Annotated in this window: 25 protein-coding genes and 1 tRNA gene; 12 read left to right on the top strand and 14 right to left on the bottom strand. The window is 65.2% G+C overall.

Annotated elements, in window-relative coordinates; translation table 11 throughout:
- Positions 1-117: 117 nt before the first annotated feature.
- Positions 118-726 (bottom strand): DUF192 domain-containing protein, encoded by a 609-nt coding sequence (locus C463_RS06720; RefSeq protein WP_049905651.1) that lies wholly within the window; start codon positions 724-726, stop codon positions 118-120.
- A 124-nt stretch (positions 727-850) separates the two neighbouring features.
- Here C463_RS06720 and C463_RS06715 point away from each other — a divergent pair, with 124 nt between their 5' ends.
- From C463_RS06715 to C463_RS06700, 4 genes are read left to right on the top strand one after another with little or no spacing between them, the layout of a single operon-like run.
- Entirely contained in the window at positions 851-1,441 is a 591-nt protein-coding gene (locus C463_RS06715) for a hypothetical protein (protein ID WP_008442272.1), read from the top strand.
- Positions 1,438-2,319, top strand: coding sequence for an RNA methyltransferase (locus C463_RS06710; protein ID WP_008442271.1), 882 nt, complete (start codon positions 1,438-1,440; stop codon positions 2,317-2,319). Before C463_RS06715 ends, C463_RS06710 begins: the two co-directional genes overlap by 4 nt.
- A gap of 1 nt (position 2,320) precedes the next feature.
- Complete coding sequence (locus C463_RS06705; protein WP_008442270.1) at positions 2,321-3,010, top strand: AzlC family ABC transporter permease; 690 nt, start codon at positions 2,321-2,323, stop codon at positions 3,008-3,010.
- Positions 3,011-3,041: 31 nt separating this feature from the next.
- Complete coding sequence (locus tag C463_RS06700; RefSeq protein ID WP_008442268.1) at positions 3,042-3,398, top strand: AzlD domain-containing protein; 357 nt, start codon at positions 3,042-3,044, stop codon at positions 3,396-3,398.
- A gap of 25 nt (positions 3,399-3,423) precedes the next feature.
- On the opposite strand, the gene C463_RS06695 is transcribed toward C463_RS06700, so the two are convergent.
- From C463_RS06695 to C463_RS06685, 3 genes are all read right to left on the bottom strand, one after another.
- Positions 3,424-3,792 carry a hypothetical protein gene (locus C463_RS06695; protein WP_008442266.1) on the bottom strand — a complete coding sequence of 123 codons (369 nt, stop codon included), beginning with the start codon at positions 3,790-3,792 and terminating at the stop codon, positions 3,424-3,426.
- A gap of 94 nt (positions 3,793-3,886) precedes the next feature.
- Complete coding sequence (locus C463_RS06690) at positions 3,887-4,216, bottom strand: hypothetical protein (RefSeq protein ID WP_008442264.1); 330 nt, start codon at positions 4,214-4,216, stop codon at positions 3,887-3,889.
- 69 nt (positions 4,217-4,285) lie between these two features.
- A complete protein-coding gene (locus C463_RS06685; protein ID WP_008442263.1) occupies positions 4,286-6,217 on the bottom strand; it encodes an aldehyde ferredoxin oxidoreductase family protein in 1,932 nt (643 codons plus the stop codon).
- Between the two features lie 186 nt (positions 6,218-6,403).
- Between C463_RS06685 and C463_RS06680 the strand changes: the two genes are divergently transcribed.
- The 3 genes from C463_RS06680 (at position 6,404) to C463_RS06670 (ending at position 8,516) form a co-directional block, all read left to right on the top strand.
- On the top strand, positions 6,404-6,868 hold the full coding sequence (locus C463_RS06680; protein WP_008442261.1) for a hypothetical protein: 465 nt from the start codon (positions 6,404-6,406) through the stop codon (positions 6,866-6,868).
- Between the two features lie 76 nt (positions 6,869-6,944).
- A complete protein-coding gene (locus C463_RS06675) occupies positions 6,945-8,039 on the top strand; it encodes an archaeosine biosynthesis radical SAM protein RaSEA (RefSeq protein WP_008442258.1) in 1,095 nt (364 codons plus the stop codon).
- Positions 8,040-8,312: 273 nt separating this feature from the next.
- On the top strand, positions 8,313-8,516 hold the full coding sequence (locus C463_RS06670) for a hypothetical protein (protein WP_008442257.1): 204 nt from the start codon (positions 8,313-8,315) through the stop codon (positions 8,514-8,516).
- 27 nt (positions 8,517-8,543) lie between these two features.
- On the opposite strand, the gene C463_RS06665 is transcribed toward C463_RS06670, so the two are convergent.
- Positions 8,544-9,338, bottom strand: coding sequence for a 5-formyltetrahydrofolate cyclo-ligase (locus C463_RS06665; protein ID WP_008442256.1), 795 nt, complete (start codon positions 9,336-9,338; stop codon positions 8,544-8,546).
- Positions 9,339-9,473: 135 nt separating this feature from the next.
- Between C463_RS06665 and C463_RS06660 the strand changes: the two genes are divergently transcribed.
- Both C463_RS06660 and engB read left to right on the top strand, forming a co-directional pair.
- Positions 9,474-10,175, top strand: coding sequence for a DUF4013 domain-containing protein (locus C463_RS06660; RefSeq protein ID WP_008442254.1), 702 nt, complete (start codon positions 9,474-9,476; stop codon positions 10,173-10,175).
- A gap of 51 nt (positions 10,176-10,226) precedes the next feature.
- Positions 10,227-10,847 carry a GTP-binding protein EngB gene (gene engB, locus C463_RS06655; protein WP_008442253.1) on the top strand — a complete coding sequence of 207 codons (621 nt, stop codon included), beginning with the start codon at positions 10,227-10,229 and terminating at the stop codon, positions 10,845-10,847.
- 439 nt (positions 10,848-11,286) lie between these two features.
- On the opposite strand, the gene C463_RS06650 is transcribed toward engB, so the two are convergent.
- On the bottom strand, positions 11,287-12,333 hold the full coding sequence (locus C463_RS06650) for a hypothetical protein (protein WP_008442252.1): 1,047 nt from the start codon (positions 12,331-12,333) through the stop codon (positions 11,287-11,289).
- 63 nt (positions 12,334-12,396) lie between these two features.
- Positions 12,397-13,104, bottom strand: coding sequence for a DUF1405 domain-containing protein (locus C463_RS06645; RefSeq protein WP_008442251.1), 708 nt, complete (start codon positions 13,102-13,104; stop codon positions 12,397-12,399).
- Between the two features lie 147 nt (positions 13,105-13,251).
- Here C463_RS06645 and C463_RS06640 point away from each other — a divergent pair, with 147 nt between their 5' ends.
- The gene (locus C463_RS06640; protein ID WP_049905650.1) at positions 13,252-13,881 is read left to right on the top strand and encodes an FxsA family protein; all 630 of its coding nucleotides are present in this window, start codon (positions 13,252-13,254) and stop codon (positions 13,879-13,881) included.
- A 103-nt stretch (positions 13,882-13,984) separates the two neighbouring features.
- Positions 13,985-14,058 (top strand) — tRNA-Ile (locus C463_RS06635).
- Between the two features lie 7 nt (positions 14,059-14,065).
- Here C463_RS06635 and C463_RS19985 read toward each other — a convergent pair.
- The 7 genes from C463_RS19985 to C463_RS06610 all read right to left on the bottom strand — a co-directional run bounded on the left by C463_RS19985 (position 14,066) and on the right by C463_RS06610 (position 18,796).
- Positions 14,066-14,674 (bottom strand): site-specific integrase, encoded by a 609-nt coding sequence (locus tag C463_RS19985; RefSeq protein ID WP_321163647.1) that lies wholly within the window; start codon positions 14,672-14,674, stop codon positions 14,066-14,068.
- Between the two features lie 168 nt (positions 14,675-14,842).
- Positions 14,843-15,943, bottom strand: coding sequence for a hypothetical protein (locus C463_RS06625; RefSeq protein WP_049905649.1), 1,101 nt, complete (start codon positions 15,941-15,943; stop codon positions 14,843-14,845).
- 248 nt (positions 15,944-16,191) lie between these two features.
- Positions 16,192-16,365, bottom strand: a complete 174-nt coding sequence (locus C463_RS19165) for a hypothetical protein (RefSeq protein WP_008442247.1) — start codon at positions 16,363-16,365, stop codon at positions 16,192-16,194.
- Between the two features lie 229 nt (positions 16,366-16,594).
- Entirely contained in the window at positions 16,595-16,720 is a 126-nt protein-coding gene (locus tag C463_RS19900) for a hypothetical protein (protein WP_008442246.1), read from the bottom strand.
- Positions 16,721-16,890: 170 nt separating this feature from the next.
- Positions 16,891-17,901: an NAD(P)H-dependent flavin oxidoreductase gene (locus tag C463_RS06620; RefSeq protein WP_049905648.1), complete on the bottom strand. Its 1,011-nt coding sequence runs from the start codon at positions 17,899-17,901 to the stop codon at positions 16,891-16,893.
- Positions 17,902-18,283: 382 nt separating this feature from the next.
- Positions 18,284-18,535 (bottom strand): type II toxin-antitoxin system HicA family toxin, encoded by a 252-nt coding sequence (locus C463_RS06615; RefSeq protein ID WP_008442244.1) that lies wholly within the window; start codon positions 18,533-18,535, stop codon positions 18,284-18,286.
- The gene (locus C463_RS06610) at positions 18,536-18,796 is read right to left on the bottom strand and encodes a type II toxin-antitoxin system HicB family antitoxin (protein WP_008442241.1); all 261 of its coding nucleotides are present in this window, start codon (positions 18,794-18,796) and stop codon (positions 18,536-18,538) included.
- A 161-nt stretch (positions 18,797-18,957) separates the two neighbouring features.
- Here C463_RS06610 and C463_RS06605 point away from each other — a divergent pair, with 161 nt between their 5' ends.
- Entirely contained in the window at positions 18,958-19,869 is a 912-nt protein-coding gene (locus C463_RS06605; RefSeq protein WP_008442234.1) for a Cdc6/Cdc18 family protein, read from the top strand.
- Positions 19,870-20,681 lie beyond the last annotated feature (812 nt).

The following is a 20,681-nucleotide window of genomic DNA, read 5'->3' as shown; positions in this document are numbered from 1 at the left end:
AAGCACCGCAACGAGGGAGCGAACGAAGTGAGCGACCGAGTGAGGAGCGCAGCGAGCGTACGGCGACCTCGCGACTGGGGCTTTGGAGGTATTAGCCGCCGATTTGGATCAAGCCAGTCACAGTTCGAACGCTAACGAGTCGCCGACTTCGACGCCGTGGCGGTCGGTCCACTCGTAGGGGACCTCCAAGACGTACTGGCCCGACCCGGGGTACTCCTGCTCCTCGCCGTCCTCGTTCGGCCCGGGCTCGGGGGCGTCGTGGATCTCGACTATCTCCCGGGCGCCGTCGACGTAGACGATGTCGATGCCGAAGCTCATCCGGCGCATCACGTAGGTCAGGCTGTCTCGGGGAGACTCATACACGAACAGCATCCCGCCGTCATCGGGGAGCGACTCGGCGTCGCTGAGGCCGCGCAGGCGCTTCTCGCCGTCGTCCGCGATCGCGGCGTTCACCGACCCCCGAGCCTCGCCGTCTGGACTCTCGACGGTCACGGTCGTCGTCTCGTAGTCCGCGTACGTTCCGGTCGGCCACGCGGAGACACTATCTCCGCTACCGCCCTGACTGTCGTCCCCGCTCTCCGAGTCGTCTCCGCCCTCCGAATCGCCGTCGCCTGCTTCACCGTCGCCCGAATCACTGTTCCCCGGATCACCGCCGCCCCCGAGACAGCCCGCGGCGGCCCCGACGGTTCCGGCCGCGGTCAGTCCGAGAAGTCGCCGCCGTCTCATGTCTGCGAGGACGGGTGGCGGGGATATAAGCGACCGCGTCGCGGCCGCGCCGTCCGTCTCCATAGCGTTCGGTCCCGTGCCGGGAAGGACGCGCTTTTATCGCCGCCGGAGCGTAGCGTGAGACATGGCGAAAGTGAGCATCGGCCTCCGCGGGTGGCGCTTCGAGGAGGACGAGATATTCAGCGACGACGAGGAGCTGAAGCCCCTCGACGAGATTCCGGAGGACCCCCGGGAGCGACTCCTGCGGCTCGTCAGCCTCGTCGAGGAGCCCTGCGACGTCTGTTACCTCGACTACGGCGAAGAAGAGATCCACCGCTGTAACGAGGCCCAGATCGTGTACGGCGAGCCGGACGGCGAGGTGCTCCTCTGCCCCGAACACGAGCCCGACCTGCTCTACTGGTTCCGCGAGGAAGGCGGCAGCGACCACAAGGGCTCGGTCGAGTTCGCCGACCGCTTCCACGAGTGGGTCGCCGCCGGCAACGAGGCCCCCGAGGGGTACGGCTCCGTCGAACACGTCGAGGAGGACCCCGACGGGCTCCCGGACCTGCCGGACCAGCAGGAGGTCCAAGAGCGCCTCGAAGCGGACTTCGAGGGCGAGCGGATCGACATCCTCGAACTCGCCGGGCAGGAGGAGCGCGACGGCGAGGAGATCACCGAGGAGGAGCTCGCGGACTCCGACCTCGACCTCTCCGCCGACTACCCCTCCGACCGATGAGCGGCGAGGGGGCCGAGGAAGGGGCCGAGGAGGCAGGCGACGAGGCGGAGGCCGGGAGCGGCTCCGCGGAGCCGACGACGACCGCGAACGAGAACCCTCCACGCGAGCGGCAGAAGCCCGCGGTCGTCGTCGTCGAACCCGAGACGCCGGGCAACGTCGGGACCATCGCGCGGGCGATGAAGAACTTCGGGCTGACGGACCTCAAGCTCGTGAACCCCCCCGAACTGGAGGAGGACGGCGAGGCGTACGGCTTCGCCGGCCACGCCCGCGAGGACGTGCTCCCGAACGCCGAGGAGGTGACCTTCGACGAGGTCGTCGCGAACTACCACACCGTCGGCACCACCGCGATCACCGGCGAGGACGACCGCAGCCACGAGCGCTTCCCGTTCAAGACGCCCGTGGAACTCCGCGAGTCGCTGAAGACGGTGGACGCGCCCACCGCCATCGTCTTCGGCCGCGAGGGGCGCGGACTCAACAACGAGGAGCTCTCGCGGCTCGACGAGGTGTGTTCGATCCCGGCCGACGACGACTACCCCGTCCTGAACCTCGGGCAGGCCGCGACGGTGCTCCTGTACGAGCTCCGCGACCTCACGGTCGACGAGACCCAACTCCCCGACACCGAGGTGACCCGCGCTCCGGAGCCCGACGTCGAGCGCTTCCACGAGTTCTTCGACGAGTTCCTCGCAGCGACCGGCCAGCGCGACCACGTCCGCGAGAAGAACGCGCTGCTGATGCGCCGGCTGCTCGGCCGCGCGCACCCCACCGAACGCGAGGTACACTCGCTGCTCGGCACCTTCCGGAAGGCGAACACGAAGCTGGAACACGCCGATCACCTCGCGGCGAAGTACGACGAGCCGCCGTATCCCAAGGAGCAGTAACGTGTCCCGCTCCGTTCTCGACGATGACCTGCTCGCCGGCGTGCGCGACGTGTCGCCGCTGATGCTCGGAATCGCGCCGTTCGCGCTCGTCGCCGGTATCGCGACTGTCAACGCCGGGCTCGGGCTGGCGGAGGCGGTCGGGATGTCCGTGATCGTGTTCGCGGGCGCCTCACAATTGGCGGCGCTGGAACTGCTCGGCGAGAACGCGCCACTCGCGGTCGTCGTCGGCACGGCGGTCGTGATCAACCTCCGAATGCTGATGTACTCGGCCTCCATCGCGCCGCACTTCGCCGACTACGGGCGGCGGCTCCGCGCGGGGCTCGCGTACCTGCTCACCGACCAGGCGTACGCGCTCTCGGTCGCGGAGTTCGACGAGAACCCGGACCGCAGCCGCTGGCGCTACTACCTCGGCGCGGCCGCGTCGCTGTGGATCGTCTGGCAGATCGGGACGGTCGCGGGCGTCGTCCTCGGCGCCGGCGTCCCCGACGCGTGGGGGCTCACCTTCGCGGTACCGCTCGTGTTCCTCGCCCTCCTCGTGCCCGCGATGAAGGACCGGCCGACCACCGTCGCGGGCGTCGCCGGCGGCGCGGTCGCGGTCGTCGCGGCCGGGCTCCCGCTCAACCTCGGGCTGCTCGTCGGCGCGCTGTGCGGGATCGCGGCCGGACTGGTGACGGAGGTGAGGGCGTCGTGACGGGCGCAGTCGACGCGGGGGTGACGGCGTCGTGACGGACGCGCTCGCCGGACTCGTCGCCTCGCCGCGCGCCTGGGTCGCGATCATCGTCATCGGCCTCGTCACCTACGGGATCCGGCTCTCTTTCATCCACCTCTTCGGCCGGATCGACGGGGTGCCGACGCGCGTTCAGCGGCCGCTGCGGTACGTCCCGCCGGCGGTGCTCGCGGCGCTCGTCCTCCCGAGACTGGTGACGCTCGGTCCGTCGGTCCCCGCGACCCTGCTCGACGAGAAACTCATCGCGGGCCTCGTCGCCGGGGCGGTCGCGTGGCGGACGGAGAACGTGTTCGCGACCATCGCGACCGGGATGGCGACGCTGTGGCTGTTCCGATTCGTCGTGTTCGCGTGAGGAGCGGAGCGTTCGAGAATTCGAGTCAGTCGAAGCGGCCCGGCCGTCGCCTCGCGAGCGCGAAGGCGACGACGCCGACGAGCAGGGCCACCGCAAGCGCGCGCTCGACGCTCACGAACCCGCGGACAGACGAAACCGAGTACGAAACGGCCGCGACGGAGAGAATTGCGTAGCCGGCCGCTGCGACGCCGAGCAGCGCGGGGCGAGCGCTCGGCGCGTTCCAGAGGCGGATCCACGTCGCCGCCGCGGACGCGGCGCCCGCGAGGAGTCCGACCGGGAGCCCGATGAGCGCGGAGAACTCGATCGACGCCGCGAGCAGCCCCGTGACGGTGGCGCTCGCGAGGAGAAATGCGGTCACCCCGACGCCCACCGCCGCGACGAGTCGCCAGTTCATGTCTGTCCGGTCGCGGAGAGTGTATATAAAGCGTCGCGCCAAGCGTCACGACGGCCGCTATCGGGCCGATCCGCGGACGAGGGCGACGGCGCGGTCAGCGTTCCCGTTCGGTCGCGCGCTCCTCCCGCTCGCGCGACTCCGGGCCGTCGCGGTCGACGGGGCGGTCGAACCGGTCTCCGTCGTCGGCCTCGCGCTCGCGGACCGCGGCGAACCGCTGGGCGGCGTCCGCGATCGAGTCGAGGACGGCGAAGGTGCGGTACGAAAGGTACGGGCCGGCCGAGAGCGTGAGGACGACGATAACGCCGAACAGGAGTTGGCCGACGATCACGAGCGAGTACACGAACACGAGGAGACTCACGGCCGTGAGGACGGTACCGATCGGCGTGCGGAGGGCCTCGGAGGGCGAAAGCGGGTCGTGCGACATAGGCGGCGCTACCCGGGGCGTTCAGTTAAAAATGTGTGGGCGGCGACCGCGTTTGCGACGCGGCCTCGATCAGTCGTCGGCCGGGGCCGCGGAGTCGCCGGCGGAGACGCCGGTGCCGGGCCCGATGTCGATACCGAGCGCTTCGAGCTTTTCGTCAGGGACGACCCCGTCGACCCAGTCGCGGGTCTCGTAGTACTCGGCCTTCAGCTGGTCGAGTTCGACGAGTTCGCCCTCGCTGGCGCCCGTGCCGGGGATGGCGTCCGGGTGCCCCTCGACGAAGCGGTTCGGCAGCGTGTCGTCCGCGCCGTCGAAGCCGACGAGGTTGTTGTAGTAGCGCTCGAGGTTGTAGATCCGTTCGCCGGCCTCGAACAACTCGTCCTCCGAGAGGTCCTTGCCGGTCATCCCGTTGTACTGGAGCACGTACTCCTCGATCCCCTCCGCGAACGCGCTGAACTTGCAGATGTCGAAGGAGTCCGACACCGCGTGGAGGTCTTGGAAGGTGGCGGTGAGTTCGCCCTTCCCCTCCCACTCGTACGGGTCGACCTTCTCGGGGATGCCGAGGATCTCGGCGGCCGGCGTGTAGCCGCGCAGGTGGCAGGCGCCGCGGTTGGAGGTCGCGTACGCGATCCCCATGCCCTTCATACAGCGCGGGTCGTACGCGGCCATCGTCTGGCCCTTGACGGAGAGCTTGTTGCCGTGCGCGTCCTTCGCGTCCGCGACGCGCTCGGGGCCCTCCGCGAGGAGGTCGCCCAGATCCGAGGAGCGGTGCCCGATCTCGTCGAGGAGGTCGATCATCGTCTCGGAGTCGCCCCAGTCGAGGTGGCCGACGCCCTCCAGTTTGCCCTCCTCGCTCATCTCCATCGCCATCGCCATCATGTTGCCCGCCTCGATGGTGTCGATGCCGAGTTTGTTACACTTCTCCAGCATCACGGCGATCTCGTCGCGGTCGGAGTGGCCCGAGTTCGGGCCGAGCGCCCACGCGGACTCGTACTCGTACGACTCCGTGCGGACGTTCATGTCCTGCCCCTTGTGGGTGACGTTGACCTCGACCTCCTTCTTACACGCGACCGGACAGGAGTGACAGGTCGGCTCGTCGACGAGGATGTTCTCGCGGACGTTCTCGCCGGAGACGCGCTCGGCCTCGACGTCCGCGTCCTCCGCGTCGTGGTACGCCTCGGTCGAGGTGTACTTCGCGTTCTTCGTCGGGAGCCCGTCCATCTCCTCGGTCGCGTTCATCAGGACGTTCGTCCCGTACATCGAGAGCCCGCCCTCGTTGGGCGCGGTCACGTCGGACTCCCGGATGACGCCCATCGCCTGCTGGTAGCCCTCCTGGAACGTCTCGGGGTCGGCGGGCTTGGGCATGTCCGTGCCCGACTTCACGACGACCGCCTTCACGTTCTTCGCGCCCATCACGGCGCCGGTGCCGCCGCGGCCCGAGGCCCGGTCGTCCTCGTTGATCACGCAGCCGTAGCGCACCTCGTTCTCGCCGCCCTGACCGATCGCCATCACGGAGACGTTGCGGCCGACCTTCCCGTCGACCTCCTCGCCGATCTGGTCGATCGTGTCGTGGACGCCCTGCCCCCAGAGGTGAGAGGCGTCGCGTACCTCGACGTCGCCGTCCTCGACGAACAGGTAGACCGGCTCGTCGCTCGCGCCGTCGAGCAGGATTCCGTCGAGCCCGGCCCACTTGAGCCGCGCCCCGGACCAGCCGCCGTGGTGCGAGTCCGTGACGGTCCCCGTCAGCGGGGACTTCGTCACGAGGGCGATCCGACCGCTCATCACGGTCTGGGTCCCCGTGAGCGGGCCCGTCATAAACGCCAGTCGGTTCTCCGGTCCGAGCGGGTCCACGTCGGGACCCTTATCGAAGACGTACTTGACGCCGAGCCCGCGCGCGCCGATGTACTTCTCCGCGTCGTCGTCGTCGATCCCGCGGTAGTTGACCTCCCCACCGCCGAGGTCGACCTGTGCCACACGGTCTCTGTAGCCGCCCATTTCAGTCATGTAATGCTCTATCATTATATTAGGGCCGTATCGGGTTAGTTGTTGATTCGAGAGTGTAACTGATAGCGGTTACACGACCGAATTCCAGTCGTGCCCGACGGGGGGCGCTCCGTGCGCCGGTTTCGACGCGATGGCGGCGCCGCGTCGAAGCGGGAAATTAACCCGAATCCGGACCGAGGTTGAATCGTGAACAGCCGCGACGAGGAGGCCGCTGGACAGGGTCGAGACCCGCGCAAACGGTCGGTCGACGGCGACTACCGGCGCGCTCCCGTCTGGGTCGCCGGCCTCGTCCTCGCGGCGTCGGTCGTCCCGGTTCCTCCTTGGCCGGGCGCCGGTGGGGGAACGCTTCCCCTTCCGACGTGGATCGGACCCACGGCGCCGTTCCACCTGATCGGATACGCCGCTCTCGCCGCGTTCGCGGGACGGGCAGTCGCCGGATCGGAGGGTAGGACGGTGATTGCGGCCGCCGTCGGCGTCGCGGTCGCGACCGCGTTCGGGTTCGAGGTGGAACTCGTCCAAGCCCCGATCCCGTGGCGCTCGTTCGCGTGGATCGACGCCGCGATCAACGCGGTCGGGGCAGTGGTCGGCGCGGGGATATTCGGCGTGTGGCGAACGCGCCGTGAAAACGAGGACCGGGAGGAAGTTCGTTGACGGAGAGTGTCGACGCGGTCGTCAGCACCGGGGCGACGACGACACCGCTTTACGCGCTCGTCCGCTTTCCCCGACAATGAGCCAGCCGAGCCCCGACGCGTACGAGCAGGGGCGCGGGATGGACGCGCACAACGCCGTGATGCGCGACATCCGCGCCGAGCGCTCGGAGACGTACGACCCGACGGAGCCCACCCGCGTGTGGATCGACGAGGACAACACGCCCGACGGCGTGGTGAACTCCCTCACGATCATCTTAAACACCGGCGGCTGTCGATGGGCCCGCGCCGGCGGCTGTACGATGTGCGGCTACGTCGCCGAGTCGGTCGAGGGCGGCAGCGTCGCCCACGAGGACCTCATGACGCAGATCGACGCGTGCCTCGACCACGAGGCAGCGGAGGCGGACGAACCCGCGGAGCTGATCAAGATCTACACCTCCGGCTCCTTCCTCGACGAGCGCGAGGTGCCCGCGGAGACGCGGCGGGCGATCGCGGAGACGTTCGCGGACCGCGACCGGATCGTCGTCGAGTCGCTGCCGGACTTCGTCGACCGCGAGAAGATCGCGGACTTCGCTGACTACGGGATCGCCACCGACGTGGCGGTCGGGCTGGAGACCGCGACCGACCGCGTCCGCCACGACTGCGTGAACAAGTACTTCGACTTCGCCGACTTCGAGGACGCCTGCGCCGAGGCGGCCGCGGCCGACGGCGAGTTCGACGCCGACGTGGGGATCAAGGCGTACCTCCTCATGAAACCCCCCTTCCTCGCGGAGCCGGAGGCGGCCGCCGACATGATCGACTCGATCCGTCGCTGTGCCGACGTGGACGGCTGCCACACCGTCTCGATGAACCCGACGAACGTCCAGCGCTACACGATGGTCGACGAGCTGTTCTTCGAGGGCGGCTACCGGCCGCCGTGGCTCTGGTCGGTCGCGCACGTCCTCGAAGCGACGGCCGACGTTGACGCCATCGTCGTCTCCGACCCCGTCGGGCACGGCTCCGACCGCGGCGCGCACAACTGCGGCGAGTGCGACGACCGCGTCCAGACCGCGATCAAGGACTTCGACAAGCGGCAGGACCCGAGCGTCTTCGAGCAGGTGTCCTGCGAGTGCGAGGCCACCTGGGAGTACGTGATGGAGGAAGAGACGAGCTACAACATGCCGCTCGCGCGATAGCTCGCGGACGCACGAGGCGCCCGACGCGGGCGATGGGATCGATGCGAGCGGATCGACGCCGACGCGAGCGGATCGACGCCGACACGAGCGATCGGATCTACGCGAGCGCATACAGTGAACGGTGGTGACAGATGTTGATCAGTATTTTTCCAAATTTAGAAATGATCGATCTGTTATCTCCGAACACCCGTGACAGACACGTGTGTGAAACCCGATCATACCGAACGATCAGGTCGAAAAAGACCCTTATATCTTCAGACCCTACAGGTTATCATGAACGCAGACGCCAGCGGTTCCCCGCCCTCCCGCGGGAAGTCGGTCCTCTTCTGTCCGGAGTGTCGTTTCGAAAGCCCCCTATCGGACGGATGGCTCGTCGTCAGCGACGGCGACGAGCGCACCGTCGTCTGCCCGGAGTGCGGCCACGTCGCCGACCACCGGACAGAGCGGTCCGCGCCGACGCCGCAGCACGCCGACTGATCCTCGCGACGCAGGTCGCGGCCGCCGTTATTCCGTTTCGGGTGCCCGTTCAGCGAGGACCGGTATCTCCGACAGCTTCTCAGCGTCGAGCGCGTCCCAGTCGAGGCCGTCGGGTCGCGCGTACGGCGTCTCGGTCTCGATCGTTCGCTCCGGCGTGACGACGAGGTCGAGCGGCACGTCGTGCGCGTCGGGTTCGGGGAGGTCGACGTCGGCACCGACCGCCGATTCCGGGCCGTCGAGGACGGAGAGCTCGTGGACGGTGGTCGCGAGCGTCGTGTTGCTATCGCCGGACTGCGTCCGGCTATCAGAGGCGCGTTGCGCCTCGCTATCGACCGCGTCGAGTTCACGGAGGACCGCCCATTCCAAGTCGCTGTATCCTTCACCCTTGCCGATCCGGGCGCCGTCGGTCGTGACGCCGACGGAGCCGGCGACGATCAGGTCGACGCGGTCGACATCCTTGGGCGCGGTCGGCGTTCCGTACTCTGAGATCCCGGAGACGGTCGTCGCGTCGTCGATCTCCTCTGCCGGGATCTCGGCAGGGTCGAGCCGGAGGAACGGGTCCGGGTCGCGGAGGCGCGGCTGCGCGACGTAAACGGTCTTGCCAGCCCGGAGCGCCGCCCGGCGGACCGGGAGCTGCGGCGCGTCGGGGTTGGCCTTCAGCGTCTCGGCCGACTCCCACGCCTCGGTCTCCGCGAGGCGCGCCGCCGCGGCGTCGGCGCCGGCAAAGTTGGGGATGCGGTCGTGGGGCGGGAACGGGAACCGCGCCTGGTCGCCCTCGTCGAAGGCGTCCCACACCGCCTCTCGGACGGCCTGTTTATCCATGATAGAAGGAGGAGAAGGACCGATAAGTAGCCGGCGGAGCGGCGCGGCGCATTCGACCGGGCCACCGCATCCACGATCGATGCGGCGAGGCCGATGGAGGTCATCTTAAATATCGGATCGACGTGGGTGCCGTGTATGCTTGAAGACGGACTCTCGTATCCCACGCGCGGTGACTGGGTCGGTCGTATTATTATCGGCGGCGTCTTGGGGTTGCTTTCCGTCTTCGTGATCCCGATATTCGCCGTTTTCGGTTACCTGGTGCGGGTACTCGAAAGGACGGTCGCCGGCGAGGAAGAGACGCCGGAATTCACCGACTGGGGCGACTTACTGGCGAAGGGCGTCGTCGCGGTCCTGATCGCGCTCGCGTACTCCATCGTTCCCGTCGTCGCGTACGGGATCGTCATCAGCGTGATCGCCGGGATCGGGTCTGGGGTCGGCGGCGACGTGGGCGCTATCATCGGGGTCACGGGAGCGCTGCTGACGCTCGCGTTCCTGCCGGTGTTGGCCCTGATCCACTACGCGGTCCCGGCGGCGCTCACCGCGTACGCGGCCCGCGGCGAGGCGAGCGCGGCCTTCGACGTGTCGATCCTCAAGCCGACGCTGCTCGGCGTGGACTACCTCCTCGCCGTGCTGATGCCGATCCTCATCTCGCTCGGGGTGTTCGTCGTTTCGGTCGTACTGCTCGTGACGGTCGTCGGCGGAGTGTTCATCCCGTTCGTCCAGTTCTACGGACAGGTCGCCGCATTCCGGATGTTCGGCACCGCCTTCGCGGACCAGAGCGACCACATCGAGGCCGAATCGGGCGACACCGGAGGCGACGCCGCGGCCGCGGTCTGAGGACCGGGCGACGACGCGCCTTTTAACCCGTTCAGGCGCGCACGGTCGGGTATGTTCGAAGACCGGCCGGACCGCGACGCCGAGGTCGTCCTCGTGGGACGCTCGAACGTCGGCAAGTCCACGCTGATGCGCGAGCTGACGGGCCACGACTTCTCGACCGGCGGTAAGCCGGGAGTCACCCGCCAGCCGAACCACTTCGACTGGGCCAGCGAGAGCTTCATGTTCACGGACCTCCCGGGATTCGGCTTCATGTCCGGCGTCGAGGAAGAGCACCGCGAGCAGATCAAGACGAACATCGTGCGCTACCTGGAGGACAACGCCGACTCGATCCTCGCCGGGGTCGTCGTGATGGACGGCAAGGCCGCGGTCGACATCATCGACCGCCACGCCGAGCGCGGGAACATTCCCCACGACGTGGAGATGTTCGGATTCCTGGAGGACGTGGGGGTCGAGCCGATCATCGCCGTCAACAAGACCGACAAGATCGACGACCTCGACGAGCGGCTCGACGAGATCTGCGACCGGCTCGGCCTCTACCCGCCGTGGCAGCAGTGGTCGGACCGGGTGGCGCCCATCTGCGCGAAGCGCGGGGATGTCGAGGCCCTCGAGGAGTGTCTCCGGACGCGCTTCCACGACCACAACCGCGACGACCTGCTGAAGTTCGTCTCGTAAGTAGTCACCTCAGATGGCGGGGTCGATTACTCCGTGAACTCGGGAGTCTTTTTTAGGTCATCAGCTGCTGATCGACGGTGAACACCTCCAAAGCCCCAGTCGGGAGGGCTCGGTGCGCTCGCTGTCGTTCGAAAGGCGTTTCGCGCCTTTCGTGATGACGAGACGCCGAGGGCGTCTCGAACCACGCTCCTCGTCGCTCGTTTCACTCGCTCCTGCGGTGCTTGCGTCGCGCGCCTTCGCCCTCCCGACTGCCCCTTTGAGTCCCACCCCACACAGCACCGCACCTCACGCCTCCCCAGCCTCGTCGGTCACCGTCGCTTCGCTCGGCGACCGACTCCCTCGCGCGTGCTGACTCGCGGCCGCCGAGGGCGGCCGCTCGCAGGCACGCGCCACCGCGGATATGAATCTCAGTGACAGTGCTTGGTTCAGATCGCTCGTTTCAGAACTCGAACCCGACCGCGTCGCGGCTCGGACGGAGCGGGCTCTTCGGGTACGGCGGCTCGGCGTCGGGGTCGTTGAACGCGCGCGGCGCCACGTCGTTCGGCCCGTCCGGGTAACAGAGCGCGGCGACCGTCTGGATCGCGGTGCGGCCGCTGGCGAGTTCGAACTGCCCGCCGCCGTACAGCTCGATCCCCTCGCGATCGCAGTAGGCGATGGTCTCGAACAGCGATTCGAGCGTGCCGAACCGCGAGGGCTTGATGTTACACCCCCCCGGCTCCACCGGAAGCGATTCGAGGCTCTCGACGCCGTCGATGGGGTAGTCGAACGAGAGGCGGTCGGCCTGCGGCTCGACGAGTGCGCTCGTCGCGGGCGTGAACGCGGGGTCCTCGACGACCGCGGCCGGGAACGCCGCGAACACGTCGCGGTACAGCTCCGGGTCGGGTTCGACGTCCACGTCGGTCCCCTCGTACCAGCCCTTCAGGTCGAGGACGCGCACGGCGTCGGTCTTCCGGAGGGTCTCGAACGCCGCCTCGGGCCACTCCGGCGTGGGGTCGAGCTTGAACTCCAAGTCGGAGTTGCGCGCCAGCAGCGCCTCGACGCGGTCGGTCGACGGCGGGTCGCCGAGCCGCGTCGAGACGACGAATCGGACCGGCTCGGGGTCGACGCCGAGCCGCTCGCCGAGCGACTCCTCCCGCTGGCGAAGCCCCAAGTCCAGCGCCGCGCTCTCGACCGCCCACCGGCGGTAGTTCCGCGAGGCCTCGCTCTCGGGCGGGGTTCCGTGGAACAGGTCGATCTCGTCGAGCCGGTCCGACAGTTCGTCGATCGTCCACTCCCCCTCGATGTCGATCGGATCGGTCTCGGCGAGCGCGTCGTGGTCGGCGGTCTCGTAGGTCACGTCCTCCCCCTTTCCGACGAGGCCGTCGCCGGAGAGGCGGAACTCCGTGGTCGTCCGCTCGAACCCGCTCGTCGTGTCCGCGACGTGTCGCCGGCGACCGACCGACTCGATGGTCACCGACAGGTCCGCGATCCGCTCGTAGTGGCTCATGAGATGACGGAGGCGGCGCGGCGACTTAAATCGGGCCGCGTCGCGGGGCGAGGGCGGACCGCCTCACGCTGCGGCGTCGGACGCAGCGCCGCGGAGCGTCGCGATCCGGGTCCCGAGCGTCCAGAACAGCGGGACCACGGTGAGCGCGACCGCGCCGGCGGCCGCGACCTGAAGCACGGTCGTGGTGAACCACGGCGCGCCGTCGGCGTACGGCAGCGAGGTGTGCGTCACGTCGCCGATCACGGGGACGAAGTAGTCCATCAGCAGGTCGACGGTGTACCACGCGGTCGCGATCGCCACCGCACGGAGCGGGAAGTCGGTGATGCGGTGGAGTACGAACGCCTGAACGGCCATCGCGAGGTGGCTCACGAGCAGGAACGCGTACAGCGCCGGGCCGTTGACCGCGAGGAACTCCGGCCAGAAAACGACGAGGACGTAGGGAGTCCACAGCCCGAGCTTGACGTTGCCGAAGAACGCGAGCGCGGCGAGTGTGTCACTCGACCGCCCGAGCGCCCACGCCCCGAGCGCGAGCGCGATGAGCAGCGTCGCGCCCGGGCTGTCCGGGATGAAGAGCCACATCTCGGTCGGGAGCGCTCGGAACTGGAACCGGTAGTACCAGAAGCCGAACGCGGTGCCGACGAGGTTGATCGCGACGATGACCCACGCGAACCGGAAGGCGACATCCTCCAGCCGTTTCGGGAGCGGCGCGACCCACCGCGGGAGCGACTCGCGGTCCGGCAGGTCGCGGCCGAGCGCGCCGACGATGTCCATACCGCCGGCTCGGACCGGGCGGGCAAAGCCGTGGCGGTCGCGGCGGGCGCGACCGGCGGGCTTGGGGGGGAAACGAGCGACCCGATCCGCGCCCGATCCGCGGCCGCGACGAAAAGGGCTATGGGCGCCCGGCGGGAAGACGGGGGTATGCGCCCGCGAACGCTGCTCGCGCTGTTACTCGTCGTCCCCCTCGTGGACGCGCTGTTCCTGATCGTGGTCGCGACGCGGCTCGGGTGGGCTCTCACGGTCGCGCTCGTCGTGTTGACGGCCGTACTCGGCATGCTCCTCCTCCGCGCCGAGGGGCGCGCCACGCTCGCGCGGGTCCAGCGCAAGCTAGCCCGGGGCGAGCCGCCGACCGACGAACTGCTCGACGGCGGGCTCCTTATCGCCGCGGGCGCGTTCCTGCTCACGCCGGGGCTCGTCACCGACGCGGTCGGCTTCCTGCTCGCGTTCCCGCTCTCGCGGGTCCCGATCCGGGTGGCCCTGAAGAAGTACGTCGTCGTCCCGTACATCGAACAAGAGACGGACGGGTTCTTCTCAGGGAACGTCTACATCGGCGGCTTCCCCGACGACGGCGAGGGCGGCTTCACGATGGGCGGCGGCGGGTTCCCCGGTGGCGCCCCCGGCGGCGGCCCCGACGGGTTCGACGACGACGGCGGCGCCGACGCCGACGGGAGCGTCGGGGGGAACGCGGACGCCGGCGGCGCGTCGGCGGACGACGACGTCGTCGACGTGGATTTCACTGTCGAAGAGGAGGAGCGGACGGGAACCGACTGACGGCGCGGGCCTCGTGAGATCCCGTGAAACCGCCACACGGCGGCCGGCTGCCGAAAGGAAACCCTTAAAATCCTACCCGCGCAACGACTGAATGCGCTCACCTGGGCCAATAGCTCAGTCAGGTTGAGCGCTCGGCTGATAACCGGGAGGTCCACGGTTCAAATCCGTGTTGGCCCACCTTAATTCAACTCGGGCTCCGCCCGAGTAAATTGGTGGGCTGGGACTCCCCAGCCACCCAATTTCGTTCCTTCAACCATCCAGGGACACCGATAGCGTGTCTTGTCCGGGCTAAAATTAAGCCGGTAGTCACCACCGTCCCCCGATTCGCCTTAGCCGAGGTGGTGTCGGCATGATGTTGCTCCGATCTCACAGTAGCCGGAGCAACTGCCTTCGCTGTGACGCGCACGTCCCGGTTGACTTCCGACGCGTCCACGGCGACGAGGACGATCGCGCGCACCGGTGTCCCGAGTGCGACTCGTGGGTGCGGATCTGCGAAGGGAGCGCGGCCGGGAAAGACGTCGCTCGGTAGGTAGGCGTCGCGAGGCTTCCCGCCGCTCCCGGTCGTATCCTTCCCTTCCGGGACGCGGAGCCGGAAGTGGTCGCCGTCGGGAGTCCGTTTCACGTGTTTCGGACACACCTGCGGGATCTCGAAGGCGCGGAGCCCGACGAATCCGCCCAGCTGTATCACGAGGTCGTCGCGGTGACTCCCCGCAGCGCGTCGGAGCGCTTCAATCTCGTCGTCCGTGAGCCAGCACTTGTACTGGTCCGGCTTCCCGGTTGCCTCTAATCGCATGTGAACTTCCATAAGAAGGTGGCACTTAGTACGGCAGAACCGACGCGGTCCCCGGCGCGATCGGGGCCAATTCTGGGAGTTCGTTGACGACTTCTTTCACAAGTCGTCTATTCCTACCACAGCCAACTGAATTCAGAAAGTTCCCAACTCTACAGGACGGCTCAGCAGTTAGCCCATGATTGTGGTTTGAAGAAAGAACTCGATCGTCATCAAGAGGATCGGGAGAATTATCGATCCGATCAACCGGGCGATGATAGACACTCGGAGGGGATACAACCGCACCTGTTGATACGTCTGATACTCATTCCTGAGTCGGGTGAGTTTCTGTTCGGTGACGGGATCCGTTTCCGTGAGATCCGCACCCGCTCGTGGTTCGCCAGCCGTCCGCTTCAGCTCCTCATATTGATCCCGTATGTTCTCGAGGATCCGCTGACGAATCGCGTTGGCGCGTTGACTGATCCTGACTGTCGGGTAGAGAAACGATAGTCCAATGAAAACGGCGTACAGACCGCCCATCACGTAGATGAGGGTTCCTGCGGGTGGTCCGACCACCGCGGCGTACTGTAGTTGAAGAGGGATCAGTAGCGATCCGATAGAGAACAATCCAGTGGTTCGAATCGCATACGTTCCAATAATGCTCATCCCCCCTAGTCCATCTGGATACATGGGATCGATGAGGAGTTCTAAGGACGCAATGCTCCGAATAGTGAGGACCGTCACGACGACCAACAAAAACCCGATACCTACAACCGCCCCAATCCAAAGTAGAACGATAAATATCGCCCAAAACAGTGGATCAGTGACTCCGAAGAGGCCATATTCCCGGAGAAATGGACCTCCCCGAGCCATGAGAATCGGGATAGGGGTTGATGCGAGGATGGCTGCCAACCACCAGTACCGATCGATCAGACGGCTGTATCGATCTACCAAGCTCTGTGCCCGGTTTCGGTCCGAGGACGCCACAATTCCGGTTACATCATCGCGGAACGTCGGGAGGAGTTTCGCCTCGTAGTACCAGATCAAGTACGGGGCTACAAGCAGAATGACGAATACTGCGGCGAAGCTGAAGAGGTAACTAAGGGTCATGTACTGCCAGCGAAGCGCCAAATAAGCGACCAGTACGATACTCGGTGGGAGACCGAACAACAATGTACTCGCAGCAGCGTATGACTTCACGCGCCGTTTTCCACGGTCAATCCATTCCGTGATCCACAATTGATGGTTCAACGTATCAGCATCCACCGCATCCCTTGTCTGAGACTCTTCCATAGTTCAGTCACTACTCACTTGTCACGAGATTGACCGAGACCTGATATATAGGTTTTTTTAGCCCTGTTGGAGCCTTCTATGACAAGTCGTGAGAATAGCCAATCCAAGAGAATCTCAATAGAACAGCGTCAGTTACCTCGTTCAGAATTAGCTATCAGATAACTCAATTATAAATTCTGAATGGGACCATCCGGAACCGTTCGGAACACCCGGGCTGCGGCTTATATCCTCGCGTCGGATGTGTAACACTACGCTGCGCGTTTCAATATCTGTGGGACGACAACGACCTCGATACCGGCGAGTGCGAATGCGAACAGCCGCGCTACGCCACTGAACACAGTAAAGCCGACCACGGCGACCATCACGGCGTTGATGAACGGAACTCCGTAGTGAAATACCGGTCGTTCGAGAATGGAGGGCATAGTCTTGGATTGTACCGCTCAAATATAATATTTTGTGAATAGCAACGAGAGCATCTACGGGCTCAGGCCCATGTCTCACCCACGACTCCTATCGCTGTAGTTCGTCGAAAAGGCGATCAAAATGTTCTATTCAGCGATCAGCTCTTTCAGCTTAGAGTATGTCTGAAAAATAGGATTTCAACAGAGTCTCTTCGTCGTAATCAGCGCCAAGATGGACCCACAGATAGCACTAATACTGGCAGTAGGGGTTCTCTCCGTGACGGGCGTTATGTTTGTCGTAGGCGTAGCGCTCGGCGACCGCGTGGACGCCGCGCTCGGCGGTCGAGAGGGTCTTGTCGGGGTTCGGCGTCCACATGTTGAGCAGTTCGATGTCGCGGTTGCCGCGGCTGTACTGTCAGCGGGCGACGTCGATGTCGGTGGACTTGTAATCTCGATGTCGATGGTTTTGAGCCCAGAGGCTCTGTTGAAACCCTATCCGTCAGATCGACCCCCAGATGAAACGGCCGGTCGATGAAAAATGCGTACCTATCGGTCACTCGCTCTTTCTAACGCTTCGAGTGTCTGGTCAGTGAGCGTTGTGACGAGCTCGTCTGCCGGTTGTATTTCATGCGTTAATCCCGCACTCTGCCCCGCATACAACGGCAACTCTTCTACCGACCCTTTCATTCCAGGGACCGCAAGCGAATCCTCATAGCGACGAACAGGTTCGCCATCGTTGGTTTCCGCCACAACTTCGCCTTCTCCCGGACGCTGACTGTCGGGTTGCCCTGCCGCGTTCCAGTCCGAGAACGTCGAATTTTCGATTACTCGATGCGGGACTTCGGGCCACCCCTCGTCGAAAAGGGTGGAATAGACTGTGTCGGTCTCGTCTGCTTCAACGACCCGCTGTTGATACAGCCGATGGACGCGGGCTTCCTCAGTAGCGAGGAATCGGGTTCCAAGCCACGCGCCAGCCGCTCCGAGGGTGAGTACGGCGGCAATGCCCCGGCCGTCTGCAATTCCACCGGCCGCGATAACGGGGGGGTCAGGAACGGCATCAACGACACGCGGCACTAACGGTAGTGTTGCGACCTCGCTCTGTACGTGACCGCCTGCTTCCAACCCCTGGGCGACCAGAATATCTACGCCCGCCTCGACAGCGGTCTTCGCCTCCTCAGCACTCCCGACCGATTGGAGAACGATCCCGTTGTGCGCGTGAATCTGCTCAACGTATGGGGCGGCGTCCCCGAATGAAAAGGAAAATATCCCGACCCCTTCCTCGAGACAAGCCTCTACGTGCGTGTCCGTCGGGATATCTTTCGCAGCTGAATCGGCGACGATATTCACACCGAATGCGCCATCTGTTCGTCGGTTGGTTTCGGCAACCGCTTCGCGTGTCGCCGCCTCGTCTCGCCACGTGACAGCCAACATCCCGAGCGCGCCAGCGTCGGCAACAGCGGCCACCAGTGTAGGACATGTCGCACTCCCGACCGGCGCCTGAACGATCGGGTTGTCAAGATCGAGGTTGTCTGTGAGTGCTGTCGTTAAACGTGACATGATGAATTGAACGAAGGTCTATTGTACGATTTCTTGACTTTGGTGGTATCTACCACCTCTGTACTGACCATAGCAAATCAAGAAGTAACATCCCGGTCGTTTTCGATCCTAAGTAGGCACTCAGCTATTCTCGCGCTGTGGACTCCTCCTTCTCGTCGAATTTGTAGCTCTTCAGAAAGATTCACGAAGACGTCGTGGTGCCGGATCTTCTCCTCCGAATGGCGGCGGAGACATACCCACATCAACAGCAATCGGTGTAAGGTGAAGAGTGCCAAGGGCACAGTGAGAATTTATGACTTAGTACGACAGAACACACGAGATGGCCAGCCTGACCGACATAGTGTCCAGGAACCTCTCATCGGTTTGTGAAAGAAGTCGCCAGTCACCGGTGCTCGTCGATCCACTCGCACCACGCGTGGAAGTCGTCGGCGCCGCACTGCTCGGCGATCGAATGGAGCGTCCCGGTCGGGATCTCGTCTTCCGACGCCATCGGTACGGTCACGACACGAACCTCGTCCGTGTCCGGGGACTCGTATCGCATCTTCAGGTGGCTCCCGACCCGACCGACGCGCTCGTAGCCGAAGTCGTGGAGGACAGACGCGATCTCACGTCCGGAGAAGGTCGTCCGGACCATTCACTCCATGAAATCAGGAAGTTCTTCGTCGCCGGGTTCCGCGTCTTCAAGGCCCCACACCTCGAGGTCCTCGTCGGTCACGGGTTCGCCACCGCCCTCGTGAAGTTCGATCGCCTCCGCAAGCATCCGGAGGGCTTCCGCCTTCGTGTCACCGAAGGACGCGACACCGGTCTCGATGTCCTTCGCGGTGATCGAGCCGTCGTCTTCGTGAATGAATTCGACGCCTTCCCCGTTGGACGCGTCGCGTGTCGCACTCGCCATACCTCTTCTTCATGGACTGCCGGAATAAGCGTTCTGTCGGTGTCGAACCATCCGGAACCGTTCGGAACACTCGGAGGTCGTATTATATCCCTACGCCGTGACCGACCAGAACGTGATACGCGACGGAACGGTGTTCGACGACGATCACCTCCCCTCCACCATTGTCGGCCGGAATCGACACATNCGCGCTCGCACCGATTCAGGACGGCTTTCGCGCCGAGAACTGCTTCCTGTTCGGTCCCTCCGGCGTCGGGAAGACGACGGTCGCGAAGGCCGCCGTTCGCGAACTCCGACGGGAAGTCCTCGAAGTCCCCTACGCCTACGTGAACTGCTGGCAGGACTACACGCGGAACGCAGTCCTCGAACAGATCTCCCGCGACCTCGTCGGCGCCGCGCTCCCGCGNTACGTGAACTGCTGGCAGGACTACACGCGGAACGCAGTCCTCGAACAGATCTCCCGCGACCTCGTCGGCGCCGCGCTCCCGCGGTCCGCCTCGACGGGGCGACTCATCGATCGCATCACGGCCGACCTCAACGGTCCCGGCGTGGTCATCCTCGACGAGGTCGACCAGTTGCGAGAGAACAAGGTCCTGTACGACCTCCACGAGATTCGTGGGATTTCGTGGATCGGCATCGCGAACCGAGAGGTCGACCTCCTCGCGGACCTCGACGAGCGAGTCACCTCACGGATCAGCGTCGCCTACCACGTGAACTTCGACTCCTACGGGGAAGACACAATCACGGAGATCCTCTCTCGACGGGCTCGCGAGGGGCTCGGCCCGAACGCCGTCGACGAGGACGTGCTTCGACGCATCGCGCGCCTCTCCGAAGGAGACGGGCGGCAGGCGATCGCCGGGCTGCGGGTTGCGGCGCAGATGGCTTCCCGCGAAGGCCTGTCCGCAATCCCGGGGCGACTCGTCGAGGACGCGGTCGCCGACGCGGAGCGCGAGGTCCGACAGAAGACGATCTCGAAGCTGAACACGCACCAGCGGGCGCNATCCCGGGGCGACTCGTCGAGGACGCGGTCGCCGACGCGGAGCGCGAGGTCCGACAGAAGACGATCTCGAAGCTGAACACGCACCAGCGGGCGCTGTACGAGGTTCTCGCCGAGGAGGACGGGCTCATCCAGAAGGAACTGTACGCTCGCTACCAGGAGGCGCACGACGACCCCGTGACGCTGCGATACCTCCGGGAGAACCACCTACCGAAGCTGGAACACTACAACCTCGTCGACGTCGAGCAGGACCNCCTCCGGGAGAACCACCTACCGAAGCTGGAACACTACAACCTCGTCGACGTCGAGCAGGACCGCGGATCGAAGCGGTACCACCTCGTCGGTGTTGATGATCCCGGACTCGGGATAGAACGGCTCTGTTGAAATCCCATACTTCAAACATGTTCTTGTCTGAAACAGCCGGTCGCTGAAGAGTGCGTATCGACGGCTCCCGTCGTCAGCGATTACGAGACCAGTCTGTGGAGTGATAGAACTACCAGAGCTACGAGAATTCCTATCGCAATNTGCGTATCGACGGCTCCCGTCGTCAGCGATTACGAGACCAGTCTGTGGAGTGATAGAACTACCAGAGCTACGAGAATTCCTATCGCAATGATTCGCAATACGCTCGCGAAGTATCGTCGGCCCTTTGGAAGCATTTCAGCGACTCCAGAGATGCCCGAACCGAGTCCTAAGACAAGCATAGCGGCTAACCCACTAGAATGGAGAAATTCGAAATACGCGTATATGCTGAAGAAAGCGAGTGAGGAACCCAGTTGTATTCGAGCAATTTCCCACCCTCTTGACTCAGAAAAAATCTCCATCGGCTTGACCTCCATTGTGATATCCGACCCTTACAAGAGATTATATATCTGCCGGTCGTACCTTGTC

The sequence above is a fragment of the Halorubrum californiense DSM 19288 genome, assembly GCF_000336875.1.
Taxonomy (GTDB): Archaea; Halobacteriota; Halobacteria; order Halobacteriales; family Haloferacaceae; genus Halorubrum; species Halorubrum californiense.
This window is presented reverse-complemented; position numbering and strand designations above follow the sequence as displayed.

Coding starts and splice junctions, on each gene's coding strand:
- C463_RS06720 (WP_049905651.1), bottom strand. CDS start 726: ATGAGACGGCGGCGACTTCTCGGACTGACCGCGGCCGGAACCGTCGGG.
- C463_RS06715 (WP_008442272.1), top strand. CDS start 851: ATGGCGAAAGTGAGCATCGGCCTCCGCGGGTGGCGCTTCGAGGAGGAC.
- C463_RS06710 (WP_008442271.1), top strand. CDS start 1,438: ATGAGCGGCGAGGGGGCCGAGGAAGGGGCCGAGGAGGCAGGCGACGAG.
- C463_RS06695 (WP_008442266.1), bottom strand. CDS start 3,792: ATGAACTGGCGACTCGTCGCGGCGGTGGGCGTCGGGGTGACCGCATTT.
- C463_RS06690 (WP_008442264.1), bottom strand. CDS start 4,216: ATGTCGCACGACCCGCTTTCGCCCTCCGAGGCCCTCCGCACGCCGATC.
- C463_RS06685 (WP_008442263.1), bottom strand. CDS start 6,217: ATGACTGAAATGGGCGGCTACAGAGACCGTGTGGCACAGGTCGACCTC.
- C463_RS06675 (WP_008442258.1), top strand. CDS start 6,945: ATGAGCCAGCCGAGCCCCGACGCGTACGAGCAGGGGCGCGGGATGGAC.
- C463_RS06670 (WP_008442257.1), top strand. CDS start 8,313: ATGAACGCAGACGCCAGCGGTTCCCCGCCCTCCCGCGGGAAGTCGGTC.
- C463_RS06665 (WP_008442256.1), bottom strand. CDS start 9,338: ATGGATAAACAGGCCGTCCGAGAGGCGGTGTGGGACGCCTTCGACGAG.
- C463_RS06660 (WP_008442254.1), top strand. CDS start 9,474: ATGCTTGAAGACGGACTCTCGTATCCCACGCGCGGTGACTGGGTCGGT.
- engB (WP_008442253.1), top strand. CDS start 10,227: ATGTTCGAAGACCGGCCGGACCGCGACGCCGAGGTCGTCCTCGTGGGA.
- C463_RS06650 (WP_008442252.1), bottom strand. CDS start 12,333: ATGAGCCACTACGAGCGGATCGCGGACCTGTCGGTGACCATCGAGTCG.
- C463_RS06645 (WP_008442251.1), bottom strand. CDS start 13,104: ATGGACATCGTCGGCGCGCTCGGCCGCGACCTGCCGGACCGCGAGTCG.
- C463_RS06640 (WP_049905650.1), top strand. CDS start 13,252: ATGCGCCCGCGAACGCTGCTCGCGCTGTTACTCGTCGTCCCCCTCGTG.
- C463_RS19985 (WP_321163647.1), bottom strand. CDS start 14,674: ATGCGATTAGAGGCAACCGGGAAGCCGGACCAGTACAAGTGCTGGCTC.
- C463_RS06625 (WP_049905649.1), bottom strand. CDS start 15,943: ATGGAAGAGTCTCAGACAAGGGATGCGGTGGATGCTGATACGTTGAAC.
- C463_RS19165 (WP_008442247.1), bottom strand. CDS start 16,365: ATGCCCTCCATTCTCGAACGACCGGTATTTCACTACGGAGTTCCGTTC.
- C463_RS19900 (WP_008442246.1), bottom strand. CDS start 16,720: ATGTGGACGCCGAACCCCGACAAGACCCTCTCGACCGCCGAGCGCGGC.
- C463_RS06620 (WP_049905648.1), bottom strand. CDS start 17,901: ATGTCACGTTTAACGACAGCACTCACAGACAACCTCGATCTTGACAAC.
- C463_RS06615 (WP_008442244.1), bottom strand. CDS start 18,535: ATGGTCCGGACGACCTTCTCCGGACGTGAGATCGCGTCTGTCCTCCAC.
- C463_RS06610 (WP_008442241.1), bottom strand. CDS start 18,796: ATGGCGAGTGCGACACGCGACGCGTCCAACGGGGAAGGCGTCGAATTC.